Annotated in this window: 17 protein-coding genes; 11 read left to right on the top strand and 6 right to left on the bottom strand. The window is 39.8% G+C overall.

Annotated features, from left to right (window positions below; translation table 11 throughout):
• Positions 1-57 precede the first annotated feature (57 nt).
• The 5 genes from pyk to E0W68_RS09855 all read right to left on the bottom strand — a co-directional run bounded on the left by pyk (position 58) and on the right by E0W68_RS09855 (position 4,544).
• Complete coding sequence (gene pyk, locus E0W68_RS09875) at positions 58-1,488, bottom strand: pyruvate kinase (RefSeq protein ID WP_135219264.1); 1,431 nt, start codon at positions 1,486-1,488, stop codon at positions 58-60.
• Positions 1,489-1,492: 4 nt separating this feature from the next.
• On the bottom strand, positions 1,493-1,984 hold the full coding sequence (locus E0W68_RS09870; RefSeq protein WP_135219263.1) for an IPExxxVDY family protein: 492 nt from the start codon (positions 1,982-1,984) through the stop codon (positions 1,493-1,495).
• A 113-nt stretch (positions 1,985-2,097) separates the two neighbouring features.
• Positions 2,098-2,841, bottom strand: a complete 744-nt coding sequence (gene rnc / locus E0W68_RS09865; protein WP_135219262.1) for a ribonuclease III — start codon at positions 2,839-2,841, stop codon at positions 2,098-2,100.
• A gap of 9 nt (positions 2,842-2,850) precedes the next feature.
• Positions 2,851-4,104: a beta-ketoacyl-ACP synthase II gene (fabF, locus tag E0W68_RS09860; protein ID WP_135219261.1), complete on the bottom strand. Its 1,254-nt coding sequence runs from the start codon at positions 4,102-4,104 to the stop codon at positions 2,851-2,853.
• A 203-nt stretch (positions 4,105-4,307) separates the two neighbouring features.
• Positions 4,308-4,544 (bottom strand): acyl carrier protein, encoded by a 237-nt coding sequence (locus E0W68_RS09855; protein ID WP_026980165.1) that lies wholly within the window; start codon positions 4,542-4,544, stop codon positions 4,308-4,310.
• 176 nt (positions 4,545-4,720) lie between these two features.
• Between E0W68_RS09855 and purN the strand changes: the two genes are divergently transcribed.
• The 5 genes from purN (at position 4,721) to E0W68_RS09830 (ending at position 7,780) form a co-directional block, all read left to right on the top strand.
• Positions 4,721-5,290 (top strand): phosphoribosylglycinamide formyltransferase, encoded by a 570-nt coding sequence (gene purN / locus E0W68_RS09850; RefSeq protein WP_135219260.1) that lies wholly within the window; start codon positions 4,721-4,723, stop codon positions 5,288-5,290.
• A gap of 6 nt (positions 5,291-5,296) precedes the next feature.
• Positions 5,297-5,902, top strand: a complete 606-nt coding sequence (locus E0W68_RS09845; RefSeq protein WP_135219259.1) for a hypothetical protein — start codon at positions 5,297-5,299, stop codon at positions 5,900-5,902.
• 3 nt (positions 5,903-5,905) lie between these two features.
• Positions 5,906-6,385, top strand: a complete 480-nt coding sequence (gene rnhA / locus E0W68_RS09840) for a ribonuclease HI (protein ID WP_135219258.1) — start codon at positions 5,906-5,908, stop codon at positions 6,383-6,385.
• Between the two features lie 132 nt (positions 6,386-6,517).
• Complete coding sequence (locus E0W68_RS09835) at positions 6,518-7,285, top strand: Bax inhibitor-1/YccA family protein (protein WP_135219257.1); 768 nt, start codon at positions 6,518-6,520, stop codon at positions 7,283-7,285.
• A gap of 36 nt (positions 7,286-7,321) precedes the next feature.
• The gene (locus E0W68_RS09830; protein ID WP_135219256.1) at positions 7,322-7,780 is read left to right on the top strand and encodes a hypothetical protein; all 459 of its coding nucleotides are present in this window, start codon (positions 7,322-7,324) and stop codon (positions 7,778-7,780) included.
• 54 nt (positions 7,781-7,834) lie between these two features.
• Here the strand turns inward: E0W68_RS09830 and dinB are convergent, their stop codons facing one another.
• Entirely contained in the window at positions 7,835-8,929 is a 1,095-nt protein-coding gene (gene dinB / locus E0W68_RS09825; RefSeq protein WP_135219255.1) for a DNA polymerase IV, read from the bottom strand.
• A gap of 326 nt (positions 8,930-9,255) precedes the next feature.
• On the opposite strand from dinB, the gene E0W68_RS09820 reads away from it, so the two are divergent.
• From E0W68_RS09820 to E0W68_RS09795, 6 genes are all read left to right on the top strand, one after another.
• Entirely contained in the window at positions 9,256-11,889 is a 2,634-nt protein-coding gene (locus tag E0W68_RS09820; RefSeq protein ID WP_135219254.1) for a TonB-dependent receptor, read from the top strand.
• Between the two features lie 154 nt (positions 11,890-12,043).
• Entirely contained in the window at positions 12,044-12,484 is a 441-nt protein-coding gene (locus E0W68_RS09815; RefSeq protein WP_135219253.1) for a hypothetical protein, read from the top strand.
• Between the two features lie 36 nt (positions 12,485-12,520).
• Complete coding sequence (locus E0W68_RS09810; protein ID WP_135219252.1) at positions 12,521-12,937, top strand: septal ring lytic transglycosylase RlpA family protein; 417 nt, start codon at positions 12,521-12,523, stop codon at positions 12,935-12,937.
• An 8-nt stretch (positions 12,938-12,945) separates the two neighbouring features.
• Positions 12,946-13,344 carry a septal ring lytic transglycosylase RlpA family protein gene (locus tag E0W68_RS09805; RefSeq protein WP_135219251.1) on the top strand — a complete coding sequence of 133 codons (399 nt, stop codon included), beginning with the start codon at positions 12,946-12,948 and terminating at the stop codon, positions 13,342-13,344.
• 205 nt (positions 13,345-13,549) lie between these two features.
• A complete protein-coding gene (locus E0W68_RS09800; RefSeq protein WP_135219250.1) occupies positions 13,550-14,071 on the top strand; it encodes a GbsR/MarR family transcriptional regulator in 522 nt (173 codons plus the stop codon).
• A 3-nt stretch (positions 14,072-14,074) separates the two neighbouring features.
• Complete coding sequence (locus E0W68_RS09795) at positions 14,075-15,214, top strand: efflux RND transporter periplasmic adaptor subunit (RefSeq protein ID WP_135219249.1); 1,140 nt, start codon at positions 14,075-14,077, stop codon at positions 15,212-15,214.
• The last annotated feature ends 9 nt before the right edge of the window (positions 15,215-15,223 follow it).

The raw sequence follows: 15,223 nt of genomic DNA, 5'->3' as shown, positions 1-15,223 counted from the left end.
AAAAAAACAGCCACCCAAAAGGCGGCTGCTTCATAAAAAAATATCTAACTAACCCAATTACTCTATTTCACTAACTCTCAGGGTGTTTACCATACCTTTATCGGCTACGGGCATAGCCACAAGGTTGATGAGCATATCGCCTTTTTCTACATATCCTTTTTCAAGTGCCATGGCGTTTACATCTTCTACCGTTTCATCGGTACTGCGAAGCTCGTTATAATAAAAAGCGTTTACACCCCATAGCAGGCTAAGTTGCGACAGTATGTTTCTGTTGGATGTAAATACCAGTATGTGCGACTGTGGTCTCCATGCCGATATTTGGAACGCGGTATATCCGCTATTGGTGAGCGTGCTGATGGCTTTTGCATTAATTACATTTGCCATTTGTGCTGCGTGGTAGCATATTGATTTGGTAATGAAACGCTTGGTGCGCACCTTTGGGGTGTCTTGCGGTACGTGAATCATCGGAGAGTCTTCAACCGCCTCGATAATTTGCGTCATTTTCTCAATTACCTGTACGGGGTAGTTTCCTACCGATGTTTCGCCTGACAGCATTACGGCATCCGCACCGTCCATAACCGAGTTGGCTACGTCGTTTACCTCTGCCCTTGTTGGGGTAAGGCTGGTAATCATGGTTTCCATCATTTGTGTTGCCACAATTACAGGTATTCTGGCCGTTTTGGCGCGGTGTATTAGTTTCTTCTGGATAAGGGGTACTTCCTGTGCAGGTACTTCTACACCAAGGTCACCCCTTGCTACCATAAGCCCGTCGCAAAATGCTACAATTTTGTCGATGTTTTCTACCGCTTCGGGTTTTTCTATTTTAGCTATAATCGGAATTTTATGGTCGGCATGCTCTGCAATAAGGTCTTGCAGCTCCTCAAGGTCTTTTGATGTTCTTACAAACGAAAGGGCTATCCAGTCTACCCCTGCCTGTATGGCAAATTTGGCGTCTTTAATATCTTTTTTGGTAAGCGCGGGTAACGACAGTTTTGTGTTTGGCAGGTTTACTCCTTTTTTAGATTTTAAAGGGCCGCCTTGTATTACTACTGCTTTTACCTCTGTTGTTCCGTTTGTTTCCAGTACTTCAAATATAAGTTTACCGTCGTCAAGCAAAACTCTTTCGCCTGGATTTACATCTCGGGGAAATTCTTTGTAGTTCATATAAACCTTTTCGGCAGTACCGGGTACATCTTCTGCGGTTTGAAAGGTAATAATATCGCCGGGAGCTACCACCACGTCTTCTTTCATTACTCCAACGCGCAGCTTAGGGCCCTGCAAGTCGCCAAGTATAGAGGTGTTATAGCCAAACTCTTCGTTAAGGCTTCTTATTATTTGTATGCGCTCTGTTACATCAGTATAATCAGCATGCGAAAAGTTAATCCTGAATACATTTACACCGGCATCAATCATGTCTTTAATTACTTCCCTGGTGCTGCAGGCAGGACCTAATGTGGCTACAATTTTGGTTTTCTTTCTTGTCGGCATTCTATTAAAAAATTAAATTGTTTTTAGATTTGAGTTTATTATGTTCAATTGTGTAGGCTGTAGCAATATGCTTTATGCCCAGTAGTTTGTTAACTACGGCATCGGGCACAAAAAAAGAGGGTATATTTTCTACTTTAAGTATATAATCTACCTTCTTTAGTTCGGGCAGCAAATAGCTGCTGGTTGTTATATCTATTTCGGCTTCGCTAAATAATGATATTGTTTCATTTTGCTGTTGTGAAACAGCCCTACTGCTTTTATTTTGTATAAGGTTCCAAGTGGTATCAGTATCGGCATCTTCAAAAATAAACCTGGAAAAGCAGCTTTCTGTTTTGGCTGATTTTACGCTTATATCCTTACGGCTTTTTTCGAGCAGTATATTTAAATTTTGATTTATAAAATAGGCAAGCCTATAATCTTCTGTCGAAGAATGTATGGCAATCAATTCATAATCAATAGTTACAAAATCGTCGATTTGTAGTTTGTGAATAGCCATTTCATATCCAAATAAGCCGTAAATATAGCATATATAAATAATAAAAAACAGTGTAAAAATTAAGTTTACGATAAATTAATCACGAAAACGTTTTAGTTAGCCGTAAAGTTCATTTATTTTTTGTTAATTTTTTCCTGAAATGCAAAATATGCTCTTTGAGAGGCTTTTTCTTCTGATTTTTTCTTTGAGGTAGCGCGTGCTTTTGATACTATTTTGCCGTCTATTTTCAGTCGTACCCCAAAATACTTTTGTCCTTCCACACCATTATCTTCATATACTTCAAAATAGAATTTCTTTTTTTCTTTCTGGCACCACTCTATAAGCAGGCTTTTGTAGCTTATAACCTTGCCTTCCAGCTTGGGTATATCTACATAAGGAATTATTACTTTTTTGTATATAAATTTTTCGCAGTAGGCAAAGCCCCTGTCCAGATATATAGCGCCTATAAAGGCCTCGAAAAGGTTGCCGTATATGTTTTCGCCAAAATGCTGTGCAGATACTTTGCTCTCTACCCATTGTATAAGGTTTAGGTCGCGCCCAAGCTCGTTAAGGTGTTCACGACTCACTATTTTAGATCGCATTTTGGTAAGGTAGCCCTCATCGCCCGTAGGTACTTCGGTAAAAAGGTGGGCAGCTATAACCGAGCCAAGCATGGCATCGCCCAAAAACTCAAGTCGTTCATAATTTACGGGGTTACCGTTATTATCAACTTTATTAGAAGAGCGGTGAGTAAAGGCTCTGCGGTAGTGTGCCAGGTTTATAGGATTAAAACCCAGCAGCTTTTTCATTTCGTCAAAAAAAATCCCGTCTTCCGGAGAGCGACGGGATTGGTTGAATATTTTTTTTATTACGCCCATAACCTGTCGTTACAGTTCGAGTTTTTTTACCAGCACACAAGCATTGTGCCCGCCAAACCCAAATGTATTGCTCATAACCACATTCATATCTCGTTTTTGAGCCGTGTTAAATGTAAAGTTTAATCGGGCATCAATATTTTCGTCATCAGTAAAGTGGTTTATGGTAGGGGGTACAATACCGTGTTTTATAGAGAGTATTGAAGCAATAGTTTCTATAGCTCCTGCCGCGCCCAGCAAATGCCCCGTCATACTCTTGGTCGAGTTAAGGTTAAGGGTATAAGCATGCTCGCCAAATACTTCCAGTATTGCCTTAGATTCGGCAATATCGCCCAGCGGTGTCGATGTACCGTGCATATTTACACCATCTACATCCTGCGGAGTAAGCCCGGCATCGCGCAAGCAGTTAATCATTACATTTTTAGCACCCAGCCCCTCAGGGTGTGGTGCGGTAATGTGGTGGGCATCGGCACTCATACCGCCACCGCCTATCTCGCAGTATATGGTTGCTCCTCTGGCTATGGCATGTTCATACTCTTCAAGTATTAATGAGCCTGCGCCTTCGCCCAGTACAAAGCCCTCGCGGTCTTTATCCATAGGTCGGGATGCCGTAGCGGGGTCGTCATTACGGGTAGATAGGGCATGCATGGCGTTAAAACCACCCATACCGGCTATAGTTACCGCTGCCTCGCTGCCGCCGGTTACCATAACATCGGCATGACCCAGGCGTATATAGTTAAAGGCATCTATAAGCGCATTTGTAGAGGATGCACAAGCCGAAACGGTTGTAAAGTTTGGACCTCTGAAACCATATTTTATAGAAATATGCCCTCCGGCAATATCGGCTATCATTTTTGGGATAAAGAAGGGGTTAAATTTTGGGACACCGTTACCGTTAGCCCACCCGATGACTTCTTCCTGAAAAGTTTCGAGCCCGCCTATACCGGAACCCCAGATAACGCCTACCCTGTCTTTATCAAGTTTTTCAAAATCAAATTGGGCATCTTTAACGGCTTCGTCAGTAGCAACTATTGCATACTGTGCATAACGATCCATTTTTCTTGCTTCTTTTCTGTCTATAAAATCTTCAACGTTGAAATTTTTTACTTCGCAGGCAAATTTGGTTTTGAAGTTAGTAGTATCAAAATAAGTAATAGGTGCTGCACCGCTTTTACCGGTAATAAGCCCTTGCCAGTATTCCTGTACCGTATTGCCTATTGGGGTAAGTGCGCCCAGACCTGTTACTACAACTCTTCTTAATTTCATAAAGTAAATTTTATAGTTTCAATTTATAGAACAATACCCATGTATCTCTTTAATCGTGTAGTAAGAAACATGGGCATCTGTAATATTTATGAATGTCTTTACTAAGGTAAAAGCCGTTCATTTGTTTTTTAAAGCGGCACGCTCTAAAGTGCAATAAATAATAACATCCATGTAATTATAGCTACATGGATGTTAGGTATTTATTACTTTTTTGCTTCTTCTATGTAAGAAATAGCCTGACCAACAGTAGAGATGTTCTCAGCCTGATCGTCCGGAATTTGAATATCGAATTCTTTTTCAAACTCCATAATAAGCTCAACAGTGTCTAGAGAGTCTGCCCCTAAATCATTTGTGAAGCTCGCTTCTGAAACAACTTCGTTTTCGTCAACACCTAATTTGTCTACGATAATCGCTTTTACTCTTGATGCAATGTCTGACATAATCTTTAATTTTAGAATTTAAATTGAATGGCAAAAATAAAAAACTTTATTTTAAAACAACGTTTTCCCTCGAAAATGTGAGTACTAAAATAAAAAATAAATTTTACAAATATGGCAATGCCTCGTGTTTTTGCAGATTATTATTCTTTTTTTTGCAATATAAAACCATACTATTAATGAAAAAAACAATTCTCTTTGCTTCTGGTGGCGGTTCTAATGCTCAGCAAATAATGAACTATGCGAAGCAAAAAGGCTGTTATACCATAGCTGCCGTTTTTACCAACAACCCCAACGCGGGGGTTGTAGAAAAGGCAAAAAGTAATGAGATACCCACCATAATTTTTACCCGCGAGGAGCTAAATAACGGTTGGGTATTGCAAAAAGTAAACGAAATAAACCCCGACCTTATCGTACTGGCGGGTTTTTTATGGAAATTTCCGAGCAGTATTATAGCTGCCTACCCGCAAAAAGTGATAAACATACACCCGGCATTGTTGCCCAACTATGGCGGTAAGGGTATGTATGGCATGCATGTGCACCGCGCCGTGTATGAAAACAGGGAGGCAGCAAGCGGTATTACCATACACTATGTAAATGATAATTATGATGAGGGTAACATTATACTGCAAAAGAGTGTGGATATACAGGAATGTGCAACGCCCGAAGCCGTAGCCCAAAAAGTACTGGAGCTGGAGCACGAGCATTTGCCGAAGGTTATAGAGGAACTTTTAAATACTAAAACATAAGAACAGATGAAGCAATTTTTACTATTACTGTGCCTAACGGTTTTTACACTAGCAAACTCGCAGGAAAAAATAGAACTTTATGCATTTGGATTTTCAATGGAAGCACCCAAAGAGTGGTTTACTCAGGAAAGTGAAGATGACTTGAGAGAGAATCTAAACCGTTTAGACCTTACACCAGAGCTAAAGGATGTATTTCTTAAAAACCTGAGCGAAAAAGGAACTTATATGGCTTTTTATAAATATGATTTTAAAAAGTACAGCGGTATTATTCCAACCATAAATCTTATTATAAAAAAGATAAACGGAAAAAACTATGAGCATTTTAAAAAAGTACTCGAAGCTACAGAAAAAAAATACCCTGAGATTATAAAGAATTATAAAACCGTATCGATAAAAGATATAATGATTTCGGGAAATAAAGCTATACAAATAGTAAACACATACAATATAGCAGATGCCACAGGTAGGGAAGCTGACTTAAGAAGTATTTCAACTTATTTCTATCGCGGAAACTATTATATTAAACTCATACTTATTGAGGAGATAGGCAAAGAGAATAACACCGAAGTTTATGAAACAGTTTTAAAGAGTATTGACTTAACAATAGATTAAGAAATGTCCCACACCGTACACATATATACTGATGGCGCAGCCAAGGGTAACCCCGGGCCGGGAGGTTATGGCGTGGTTATGGAACTCGTGGGGCAGCCCTATCGCAAAGAGTTTTACGAAGGTTTCAGGCTTACTACCAACAACCGTATGGAACTGCTGGCGGTAATAGTGGGACTTGAAAAACTGAAAAACCCCGATACTGCCGTACTGGTAGTAAGCGACAGCAAGTATGTGGTAGATGCCGTTACCAAAGGATGGGTGTTTAACTGGGAAAAAAAAGGTTTTAAGGACAAGAAAAATCCTGACTTGTGGCAACGCTTCCTTAAAATTTACCGTAAGCACAAGGTAGATTTTAAATGGATAAAAGGGCATAACAACCACCCGCAAAATGAGCGTTGCGACCAGCTTGCTGTTATGGCAGCCACCCAACCCAACCTGAATGTAGATGCTTATTATGAAAATGAGGGCGCGAAACTGCTTTAACAACAATTACTTAGTCTTATCTGCACATATTCAAAATATAGTGCATATTAATAAATCATTCAATCGGGCATACTTTTTGATTAATACACCAAAATAAATTATATTTGAATCCCTATTCTAATTATTAAACACATGGAATTAAAATCGAACAATCCTTTATTAAACAACAAGGCTTACAAAGCCGGTGCTACTACTGTATATGACACCGATGGTCGCCCTGTTGAAATTATAGACTATAACAACACCATGTCGGTACAAGGTGCTATAAATAAAAGCTTGCTTACACTAATATTACTGGTAAGTGCCGCATTTGTAGTATGGAACTTGGCATACATGGGTGTAAACATATTTCCGTTCATAATAGGCGGAGCCATTACAGCTTTTATTGTAGCCATAATAGCCATGCGAAAACCTGATTATGCCCATTACTTAGTGCCTGCCTATGCAGTGCTTGAAGGGGTATTTGTAGGCGGTATCTCTGTTTTTTTCGAAGCCATGTATCCCGGTATTGTGCTGGAGGCTGTGGGTGGCACTTTTGTAACGGCATTGGTGTGCTTCCTGCTGTACCGATTTAAAGTAGTAAAAGTTACAGAGCAATTCAAATCAGTAGTAATAGCATCTACACTTGCTATTGGTACATACTACCTTATCTCTATTGTGTTATCTATGTTTGGCGTTCAAATGTTTCACCATGATAATTCGTTAATGAGTATCGGTTTTAGCGTATTTGTTATTGTTATTGCAGCTTTAAACCTTTTTATGGATTTCGACCTTATAGAACAGGGCGCAAAACGCAGGTTGCCCAAAAACATGGAGTGGGTAAGTGCTATGGCGCTAATGCTTACGCTGGTATGGCTGTACCTTGAATTTTTAAGATTACTGTCTAAATTAAAAGACTAAATAGAAAAATTATTAATATTTATTAATCCAACTAACATGAAAAATCTAATTGCTTCTCTAATTTTGATTATGTCTTTAACTTCCTGTGGTGAAACAAAGAAAGACCCTGATTTAATTATTGATATCACTAAAATTGCAGGACAAGAAAAAGAGGAAGTAGAAAAAATACTTGGGTCACCAAATAATACTGAATCAGTTAGCCCCAGTAATACTCCTTGTAAAGAAATACCATGTGAAAAATGTTTCTACAAGAATGATAAATTTGAAATAGTTTATATTAACGGAAAAGCAGATTGGATAACTATAAATAATGTTTCCGATTATGAATTAGACAAAAACACTCTTCAATCAATTGGACTTCCTTTAGTAGAACCTGAATCAACTCAGCCTAATTCTCTATATTGGCAGTATATTGAAAATGTAAAAGAAATCAATGTTGTAGGAAACGGTAACGGTATGTTAGATTATATTTATATTAAATCAACAACAAAATAAACTAAATGTACATAGTAAAATGAAGTAGCTGCCTTATGGCAGCTTTTTTTATGCTTAAAAATCAAATTGCAACTGTACCGCAACCGCTTTCTTTTCACCCTTAGCCGTATCAATATTAAGGTTGGAGAGCGATATGCCCAGCAAGCGTACTGACTCTTTTATTCGCTCCTGATACAGCAACTCTTTTACCATTTCCAGCATCAGGTTTTTATCATTTATATAATAAGGCAGTGTTTTGCTTCGGGTTTGCACCGTAAAGTCGCTGTACTTTATTTTCAGTGTTATGGTTTTGCCTGCTATCTTCTTTTTCTTTAGCCTGCGTTCCAGTTCTTCCGCAATATGCACCAGCTTTTCTTCCATAAACACTTCAGACACGAGGTTTTCAAAAAAAGTATGCTCTGTACCCACACTTTTTGCAATCCTGTCGGGCTTTACCTCACTGTTGTGTATGCCCCGCACCACATGGTAGTAGTACCCGCCCGATTTGCCAAAATGCTGCACCAGGTAATCTTCGGTTTTTGCCTTCAGGTCTTTTCCGGTAAAAATACCCAACTGATACATTTTTTGGGTGGTTACCTTGCCCACACCATAAAACTTGCCTATGGGCAGCTCTTCCAGAAAAGTAAGCACCTCATCGGGGTTTACCGTTTTTTGTCCGTTGGGCTTGTTATAGTCACTCGCCACTTTGGCAATAAATTTATTGATGGATATCCCTGCCGAAGCCGTTAAGCCCGTTTCGTCAAAAATGCGTTGCCTTATTTCGCGGGCTATCATGGTAGCGCTGGGGTTGCCTTTTTTGTTTTGGGTTATATCCAGGTAGGCTTCATCTAACGACAGGGGTTCGACCAAATCAGTATATTCAAAAAATATTTTGCGAATGCTTTGCGATATCTCACGATAGCGTTCAAAACGGGGTTTTACAAATATAAGCTCAGGGCATCTTTTTTTGGCAAGATACCCGCTCATAGCGCTGCGCACGCCATATTTTCGGGCTTCATAGCTGGCTGCCGCTACTACTCCCCTTTTTTCGCCACCGCCCACAACTAAGGGTTTTCCTCGCAGTTGGGGGTTATCCCTTTGTTCTACAGAGGCATAAAAAGCATCCATATCAATATGGATTATTTTACGTTGGGATAACTGCGTTTCCATACCACAAAAATACTGTAATATTTAATAGTATAACCCTAAGGTGCCTTGTATAAATATACAGATACCGGGGGTTATTATAGCGACCTAAAAAAACAATGCACGCATATAAATTATATGCTTTTTTACCAAGAACAGTACATTAAAAATAGGTTAAAAAAAACAAATTTTAACATTTCTGAATATAGCATACACAGGCTAATTCTTAAAAGAAATGCACCCTTAAAGTCAACTTTCTGTAAACTGCATTCTTCTTAATATTAACATAACTTTTTGATGTGTATAATGGTCGATTTTTGGCTAATAACCTAAATTCAATGCTCAAAACAATGAAAAACATTACACAACTTTTATTCATTTTTTCAGCCATGCTTGTATCGTCCTTTGCATGGGCTCAGGAAACAATTACCGGTACTGTTACCGACGGGCAAATGCCATTGCCTGCTGCCAGTGTTACCGTAAAGGGTACTGCCGACAGCGCGTCTGCCGATATTAATGGTGTGTTTACGCTAACTACAAGCACTACATCGGGCGAACTGGTAGTTTCTTACCTTGGTTTTCAAAGCCAAACTATTCCTTTTACAATTACTCCGGGTCAAACGCTTGACATGGGCACTGTTGCACTAACAGAAGATGCTGAAGAGCTTGAGGCTGTAGTGATAGTGGGTCGTGGGGTAATTGACCTTGAGCAGGACAGGAAAACGCCTGTTGCGGTATCAACTATCAGCAGAAGAGAAATTCAGCAAAAATCAGGTCAGAACGACTTTACTGAGGTAATGAAAAATACACCTTCGGTATATATTGCCAGTCAGGCAGGCGGTTTTGGTGATACGCAAATGTACACACGTGGTTTTAACCAAACCAATACTGCTTTCCTGCTTAACGGTCAGCCGATAAACGGTATGGAAGATGGTAATATGTACTGGTCTAACTGGAGCGGTATGACGGATATTGCCAACTCTGTACAGGTACAAAGAGGTCTTGGTTCGTCTAAACTTGCCATATCATCGGTAGGTGGTACTATAAATATTGTAACGAAGGCTACTGATATGCAAAGAGGTGGTTTTGCACAGTCTATGATAGGTAACGACAACTACCAGAAAACTACACTTGCCTACAGCACCGGTATGATGGAAAACGGTTTTGGTGTGAGTGCTATGCTTACTAAATGGAGTGGCGACGGTTACAACCGCGGTACCTATGGTGAGGGTTATAACTATTTCCTTTCTTTCGGGTATAAGCCAAACGAAAAACACCTTTTCAATCTTCTTGTGTTTGGTGCGCCACAGCTACACGACCAAAACTTTACTAAAAGAATATCTGATTTCCAGAGATATGGCAGAAAGTATAACAACAACTATGGTTTTCTTGACGGAGATTACCTGAGCGAAAGAAGAAATTACTACCACAAGCCTGTGGCTAACCTTAACTGGGATTTTACCATCAACAGCGATATGGAGCTTTCTACAGTACTTTACGCTTCTTGGGGTCGTGGTGGCGGAACAGGTAACTGGGGTAACGGAAAAGAAACTACCAGCGATGGACATATAGACTTTGAAACTATCAGAGATAACAATATGGCACTTCCCGGCGGTATAGGTACCCTTAGCAGAGATGAAGGTGAGAAAGCTTATGCCATCCGTAACTCTGTTAACAACCACGCATGGTATGGTTTGGTAACTAACTTTAACCACAAAATAAGCGAAAACCTTAGCTACAATGCGGGTCTTGATATAAGAACGTACAAAGGTACACACTACAGAGAGATATCTAACTTTTTAGGTCTTAACGGTTTTGAAGTAAACGATAATGCACAATATCCTGACGGTTATATAGTAACTGATCAGTTTAGCGCAAACCCTTGGAGTGCGTTTACCAACAATCCTGACGATAACCAAAAAGTAAATTATGACTATGACGAAAGAATCAGCTACGGCGGTATCTTCGGGCAGATAGAATATGCTACTACCGATTTCTCTGCATTCGCTCAAGGATCAGTATCTACACAATCACACATCCGTTGGGACAGGTTTGGTTATGTAGCTGCCGAAGAAGAGTCTGACAAAGTAAACAACACAGGTTACAATATTAAAGCCGGTGGTAGTTATAACATTACAGAGCAACACACCGTTTTTGTTAATGCCGGTTACTACTCTAAGCAACCTTACCACGATAACATTTACCTGAACTTTGGTAACGATGTTAACCCACTTACTGAAAACGAAAAAATTACAGGTTTTGAAGCAGGATACCGTTTCAGAAGCTCATTTATAGACATTGATCTTGATGCTTACAGCACAAGCTGGAAAGACAGGGTAACTACAGAGTCTGATTTTTCAGATAATGATGATGTATTATACATCAACAACTCCGGTGTGAGCCAGCTTCACCAAGGTTTAGAGCTTAGCTTTACAGCAAGACCGCTTAAAGCTCTTGACGTAAAAGGTTTTGCATCTCTTGGTAACTGGGAATATGATGATGATGTATATGTAAGAGTATTTGACGAAAACCAAAATCTTGTTGCCGATGGTCAGTACACAATGGATGATGAGCCTGTAGTAGGCGAGCAGGTTATAGAGGTTGACGGCGGTAAAGTAGGCGGTGGTGCACAAACTACAGTAGGTCTTGGCGCTATATACAAAATTACACCTAACTTCTCTATTGATTCTGACTGGAGAACGTATGACAACCTTTATGCAATAGCGGTTACTAAAGATAACGTAGAGTTGCCGTCATACGACATTGTTGATGCGGGTCTTACTTACAACATGAAATTTGCAAAAAGCGCATTAACATTCCGTGTTAACGTAAATAACGTATTTGATGAAGTATATCTTTCTCAGTTAACTTCTGCAAACCCTGTAGAAGAAGGTGATACTACCTACAAAGGTGTTAACGTAAACAACTTTGGTTACTTTGGTAACGGACGTACGTGGAACTTCAGCATGAAGTTTAAATTCTAGAATAGTTTTTATTTTCATATAGGTTAGTTTTAGTATAAGCCCCGCGTGAACATTGCGGGGCTTATTTTTTTCGAGGCATATAACCATTTATCTGTCAATCATAGGGTAAAATGTTTATTTTTGCATAAAACCAATCCTAAAAAGTTTTAAAACTATGTACGCTACCCTTCAGGAACTACACTCTTATATCGCCTTTGCCGTGCTTGGGCTTTTATTAATTGCTGCCCTAAACGCTTTTGCAGGGCTTAGTGCCAAAAGACCTTTTCTTAAAAAAGACAGGCAAATAGCCCTTATTGCCCTTGCATTTGCACACACACAGTTAGTTTTAGGATTAACGCTGCTGTTTACATCTCCTTATTTTGAAGCCGTAAAAGCATCAGGAATGGGAGCTGCAATGAAAGACAGCACCCTGAGGCTGTATGTGGTAGAGCATCCGCTAACCAACATAATAGCACTTGTAATAATAACTATAGGCTGGTCGGCTCATAAAAAAGCAACCGAAAGCAGCGCGAAGTTCAAAAAAATAGCCTATCTATATGCCATAGGGCTTGTATTACTGCTTAGCAGGATACCGTGGAGCGCATGGTTAAACTAATATAGTACAGCCAGTTACAGGGCTTTCCTTATCTTTATGAAAAAAAGTATTATACTCTTGGCGGCAAGCCTGATGCTCATGGCTATTACAGGTTTTACTACCGTGTATAACAACCGTCATCAACCGGGAGATACCGAAGAGGTAAAGCTGAAACAATATAAGCAAAACGTAGTTGCCACCTATTATGCCGATAAATTTAACGGCAGAAAAACCAGCAGTGGCGAACGTTTTGACAATACTAAATATACCGCTGCTCACAAAACCCTGCCCTTTGGCACTATGGTGCGCGTTACCAACCGAACCAATGGCAAGTGGGTAGATGTGAGGGTAAACGACAGAGGGCCGTATAGCAAAAAACTGGAAATAGACATTACCAAAAAAGCCTTTACCACAATAGCCAGTAAAAATGCGGGGATAATAAAGGTTAACTTAGAAATCATCGAAAACAAATAAACACATCAATGGCAAAACGCATTTTTATACTTTTTGTATCCGCCATGCTCCTGGCAGCCTGTTCCTCATCAAAAAAAATAACAACATCAAAATCATCAGGCTCCTATAGCTCATACGACAACAAAGCAGTAGCCTGTTATTATGCCGATAAGTTTAACGGCAGGAAAACCGCCAGTGGCGAAAAATTCAGCAACAGCAAATATACCGCTGCACATAAAAAACTACCCTTTGGCACTATGGTAAAAGTTACTAACAAAGCCAACGGAAAATCAGTAGTCGTAAAAATAAACGACAGAGGACCTTTTACCAAAGGGCGCGATATAGACCTCTCCAAAAAAGCATGGATGGAAATTACCCACGATAAAAACAAAGGCATGCTGGATGTAACTATGGAAGTTGCCAAATAGCAAACAGATACTCAAAAAAATATCAATCCTCTAACAGTGCTGTTAGAGGATTTTTTTGTTAAAACCATCCCGGAGAGTAAAACCCGAAACGAAAACGATGTAGTAAAATACATCGGTTTTATTAACTAATATTTAACGTTTATTTCGGTTCGGTTTTAACCGAACCAATCGAACTAATACATATCTTTGTCCAAAATTTTAGAAGATGGATGAGGATAAAAGAGAAAAAGAGGAAATTATAGAATTATTCGGGGTACACTTCGAAACCCATTATAACCTGCCGCCACTGGCTTCCAGGATATTAGGAACGCTTATTATAGACAGTTGTAAAGCGGGAATTACATTTGAAGAACTTACAGAGCGTACAGGGGCAAGTAAAAGCTCTGTATCTACCAGCCTGAACCTACTGCTAAAAATGGGAAAGATAGTGTACTACACCGTACCATGTGACAGAAGAAAATACTTTAAACCATCGCCATTAAGCGAACGGTTTTCGAGCTACATCAAAATGATTGATTTCGAAAAGAAAATAGTAGAGCGCATGATAGCCTACCGTAAAAAAACTGCCGAATGCCCCGCAGAACAATGTAACCTAAAAACCGCAACAGCTTATAAAGAACACCTATTGGAAATAGAGCAATTAATGATAAAAACAATAGAAATGTTTAAAAAGACAGAAACAGACATAGATAACAACAATAATAACCACAACAAGCATAATAATTAACAAATGAAAAAGAGATCTTTCTTAAGCGCAATAGCAGCCTTACTAATCGTTTCGGCATGTGGCAAAAAAGAGCAACAAGCTCCGCAGGCACAAGGCCCCATACCTTTCCCTGTGCAAACCATAGCACCACAAGATGCTGTAATATATGAAGAATATACCGCTAACCTTGAAGGGCAACAAAACGTAGAAATTCGCCCGAAAGTAGATGGATTTATCCAAAAAATTTATGTAACCGAAGGACAGCAGGTAAAAAAAGGACAACTATTATTTAAAATAGAAACCCAAAGCCTGAACGAAGATGCAGCAGCGGCAAAAGCCAATGTAAATGCGGCACAGGTAGAGGTTGACAGGCTAAAACCACTGGTAGAGCGTAACATAATCAGTAACGTACAGCTCGAAACCGCAAAGGCAAAACTGGCACAGGCAAAAGCAGCCTACAGCAGCGTGGCTACCAATGCCGGCTATGGCACTATAACATCACCCGTAAACGGTGTAGTAGGAAGCCTGCCTTACAGAGAAGGAAGCCTTGTGAGCGCAGGCGATGAAATGCCATTAACCACAGTATCTGACAGTAAGATAATGCACGCCTATTTTTCTATGAACGAAAAGCAGATGCTCAACTTTACCCGCAACTTTAACGGTAACACACTGGAAGCAAAACTAAAAAACACACCGGGAGTATCATTACTACTGGTAGATGGCAGCGAGTACACCGAAAAAGGGAAAATAATAACCGTAAACGGATTAGTAAACCCCACCACAGGTACTACCGAGTTTAAAGCCGCATTTCCTAACCCCGATGCCATACTGCGAAGTGGCGGCAGCGGTATAGTGCGCCTGCCTGTACAAAAAGATGCAGCCATATTAGTGCCCCAAAATGCTGTAATAGACATGCAGGGCAAAAAAATGCTGTATGTAGTAGATAAAACAAACAAAGTTACGCCGCGTATCATAGAAACAAGCACCACATCCGGTAAAGATTTTATAGTAACCGGCGGACTGGAGCAGGGCGAAGTAATAGTAACCGCAGGAGCTACAAAACTGAAAGAAGGTCAGGAAATAGTACCTCAAAACAGCAACAATCAGGAAACACCCGCTAAAGAAGTAGCTGCCAAAGAAACAACCGATACAACAAAAAAATAAATCTGAAAG

It is taken from the genome of Flavobacterium salilacus subsp. salilacus, assembly GCF_004634195.1.
Lineage (GTDB): Bacteria > Bacteroidota > Bacteroidia > Flavobacteriales > Flavobacteriaceae > Flavobacterium > Flavobacterium salilacus.
This window is presented reverse-complemented; position numbering and strand designations above follow the sequence as displayed.

What these genes read in the sequence shown, in the direction of transcription:
- pyk (WP_135219264.1), bottom strand. Translation starts at nt 1,488, where the DNA reads ATGCCGACAAGAAAGAAAACCAAAATTGTAGCCACATTAGGTCCTGCC.
- E0W68_RS09870 (WP_135219263.1), bottom strand. Translation starts at nt 1,984, where the DNA reads ATGGCTATTCACAAACTACAAATCGACGATTTTGTAACTATTGATTAT.
- rnc (WP_135219262.1), bottom strand. Translation starts at nt 2,841, where the DNA reads ATGGGCGTAATAAAAAAAATATTCAACCAATCCCGTCGCTCTCCGGAA.
- fabF (WP_135219261.1), bottom strand. Translation starts at nt 4,104, where the DNA reads ATGAAATTAAGAAGAGTTGTAGTAACAGGTCTGGGCGCACTTACCCCA.
- E0W68_RS09855 (WP_026980165.1), bottom strand. Translation starts at nt 4,544, where the DNA reads ATGTCAGACATTGCATCAAGAGTAAAAGCGATTATCGTAGACAAATTA.
- purN (WP_135219260.1), top strand. Translation starts at nt 4,721, where the DNA reads ATGAAAAAAACAATTCTCTTTGCTTCTGGTGGCGGTTCTAATGCTCAG.
- E0W68_RS09845 (WP_135219259.1), top strand. Translation starts at nt 5,297, where the DNA reads ATGAAGCAATTTTTACTATTACTGTGCCTAACGGTTTTTACACTAGCA.
- rnhA (WP_135219258.1), top strand. Translation starts at nt 5,906, where the DNA reads ATGTCCCACACCGTACACATATATACTGATGGCGCAGCCAAGGGTAAC.
- E0W68_RS09835 (WP_135219257.1), top strand. Translation starts at nt 6,518, where the DNA reads ATGGAATTAAAATCGAACAATCCTTTATTAAACAACAAGGCTTACAAA.
- E0W68_RS09830 (WP_135219256.1), top strand. Translation starts at nt 7,322, where the DNA reads ATGAAAAATCTAATTGCTTCTCTAATTTTGATTATGTCTTTAACTTCC.
- dinB (WP_135219255.1), bottom strand. Translation starts at nt 8,929, where the DNA reads ATGGAAACGCAGTTATCCCAACGTAAAATAATCCATATTGATATGGAT.
- E0W68_RS09820 (WP_135219254.1), top strand. Translation starts at nt 9,256, where the DNA reads ATGAAAAACATTACACAACTTTTATTCATTTTTTCAGCCATGCTTGTA.
- E0W68_RS09815 (WP_135219253.1), top strand. Translation starts at nt 12,044, where the DNA reads ATGTACGCTACCCTTCAGGAACTACACTCTTATATCGCCTTTGCCGTG.
- E0W68_RS09810 (WP_135219252.1), top strand. Translation starts at nt 12,521, where the DNA reads ATGAAAAAAAGTATTATACTCTTGGCGGCAAGCCTGATGCTCATGGCT.
- E0W68_RS09805 (WP_135219251.1), top strand. Translation starts at nt 12,946, where the DNA reads ATGGCAAAACGCATTTTTATACTTTTTGTATCCGCCATGCTCCTGGCA.
- E0W68_RS09800 (WP_135219250.1), top strand. Translation starts at nt 13,550, where the DNA reads ATGGATGAGGATAAAAGAGAAAAAGAGGAAATTATAGAATTATTCGGG.
- E0W68_RS09795 (WP_135219249.1), top strand. Translation starts at nt 14,075, where the DNA reads ATGAAAAAGAGATCTTTCTTAAGCGCAATAGCAGCCTTACTAATCGTT.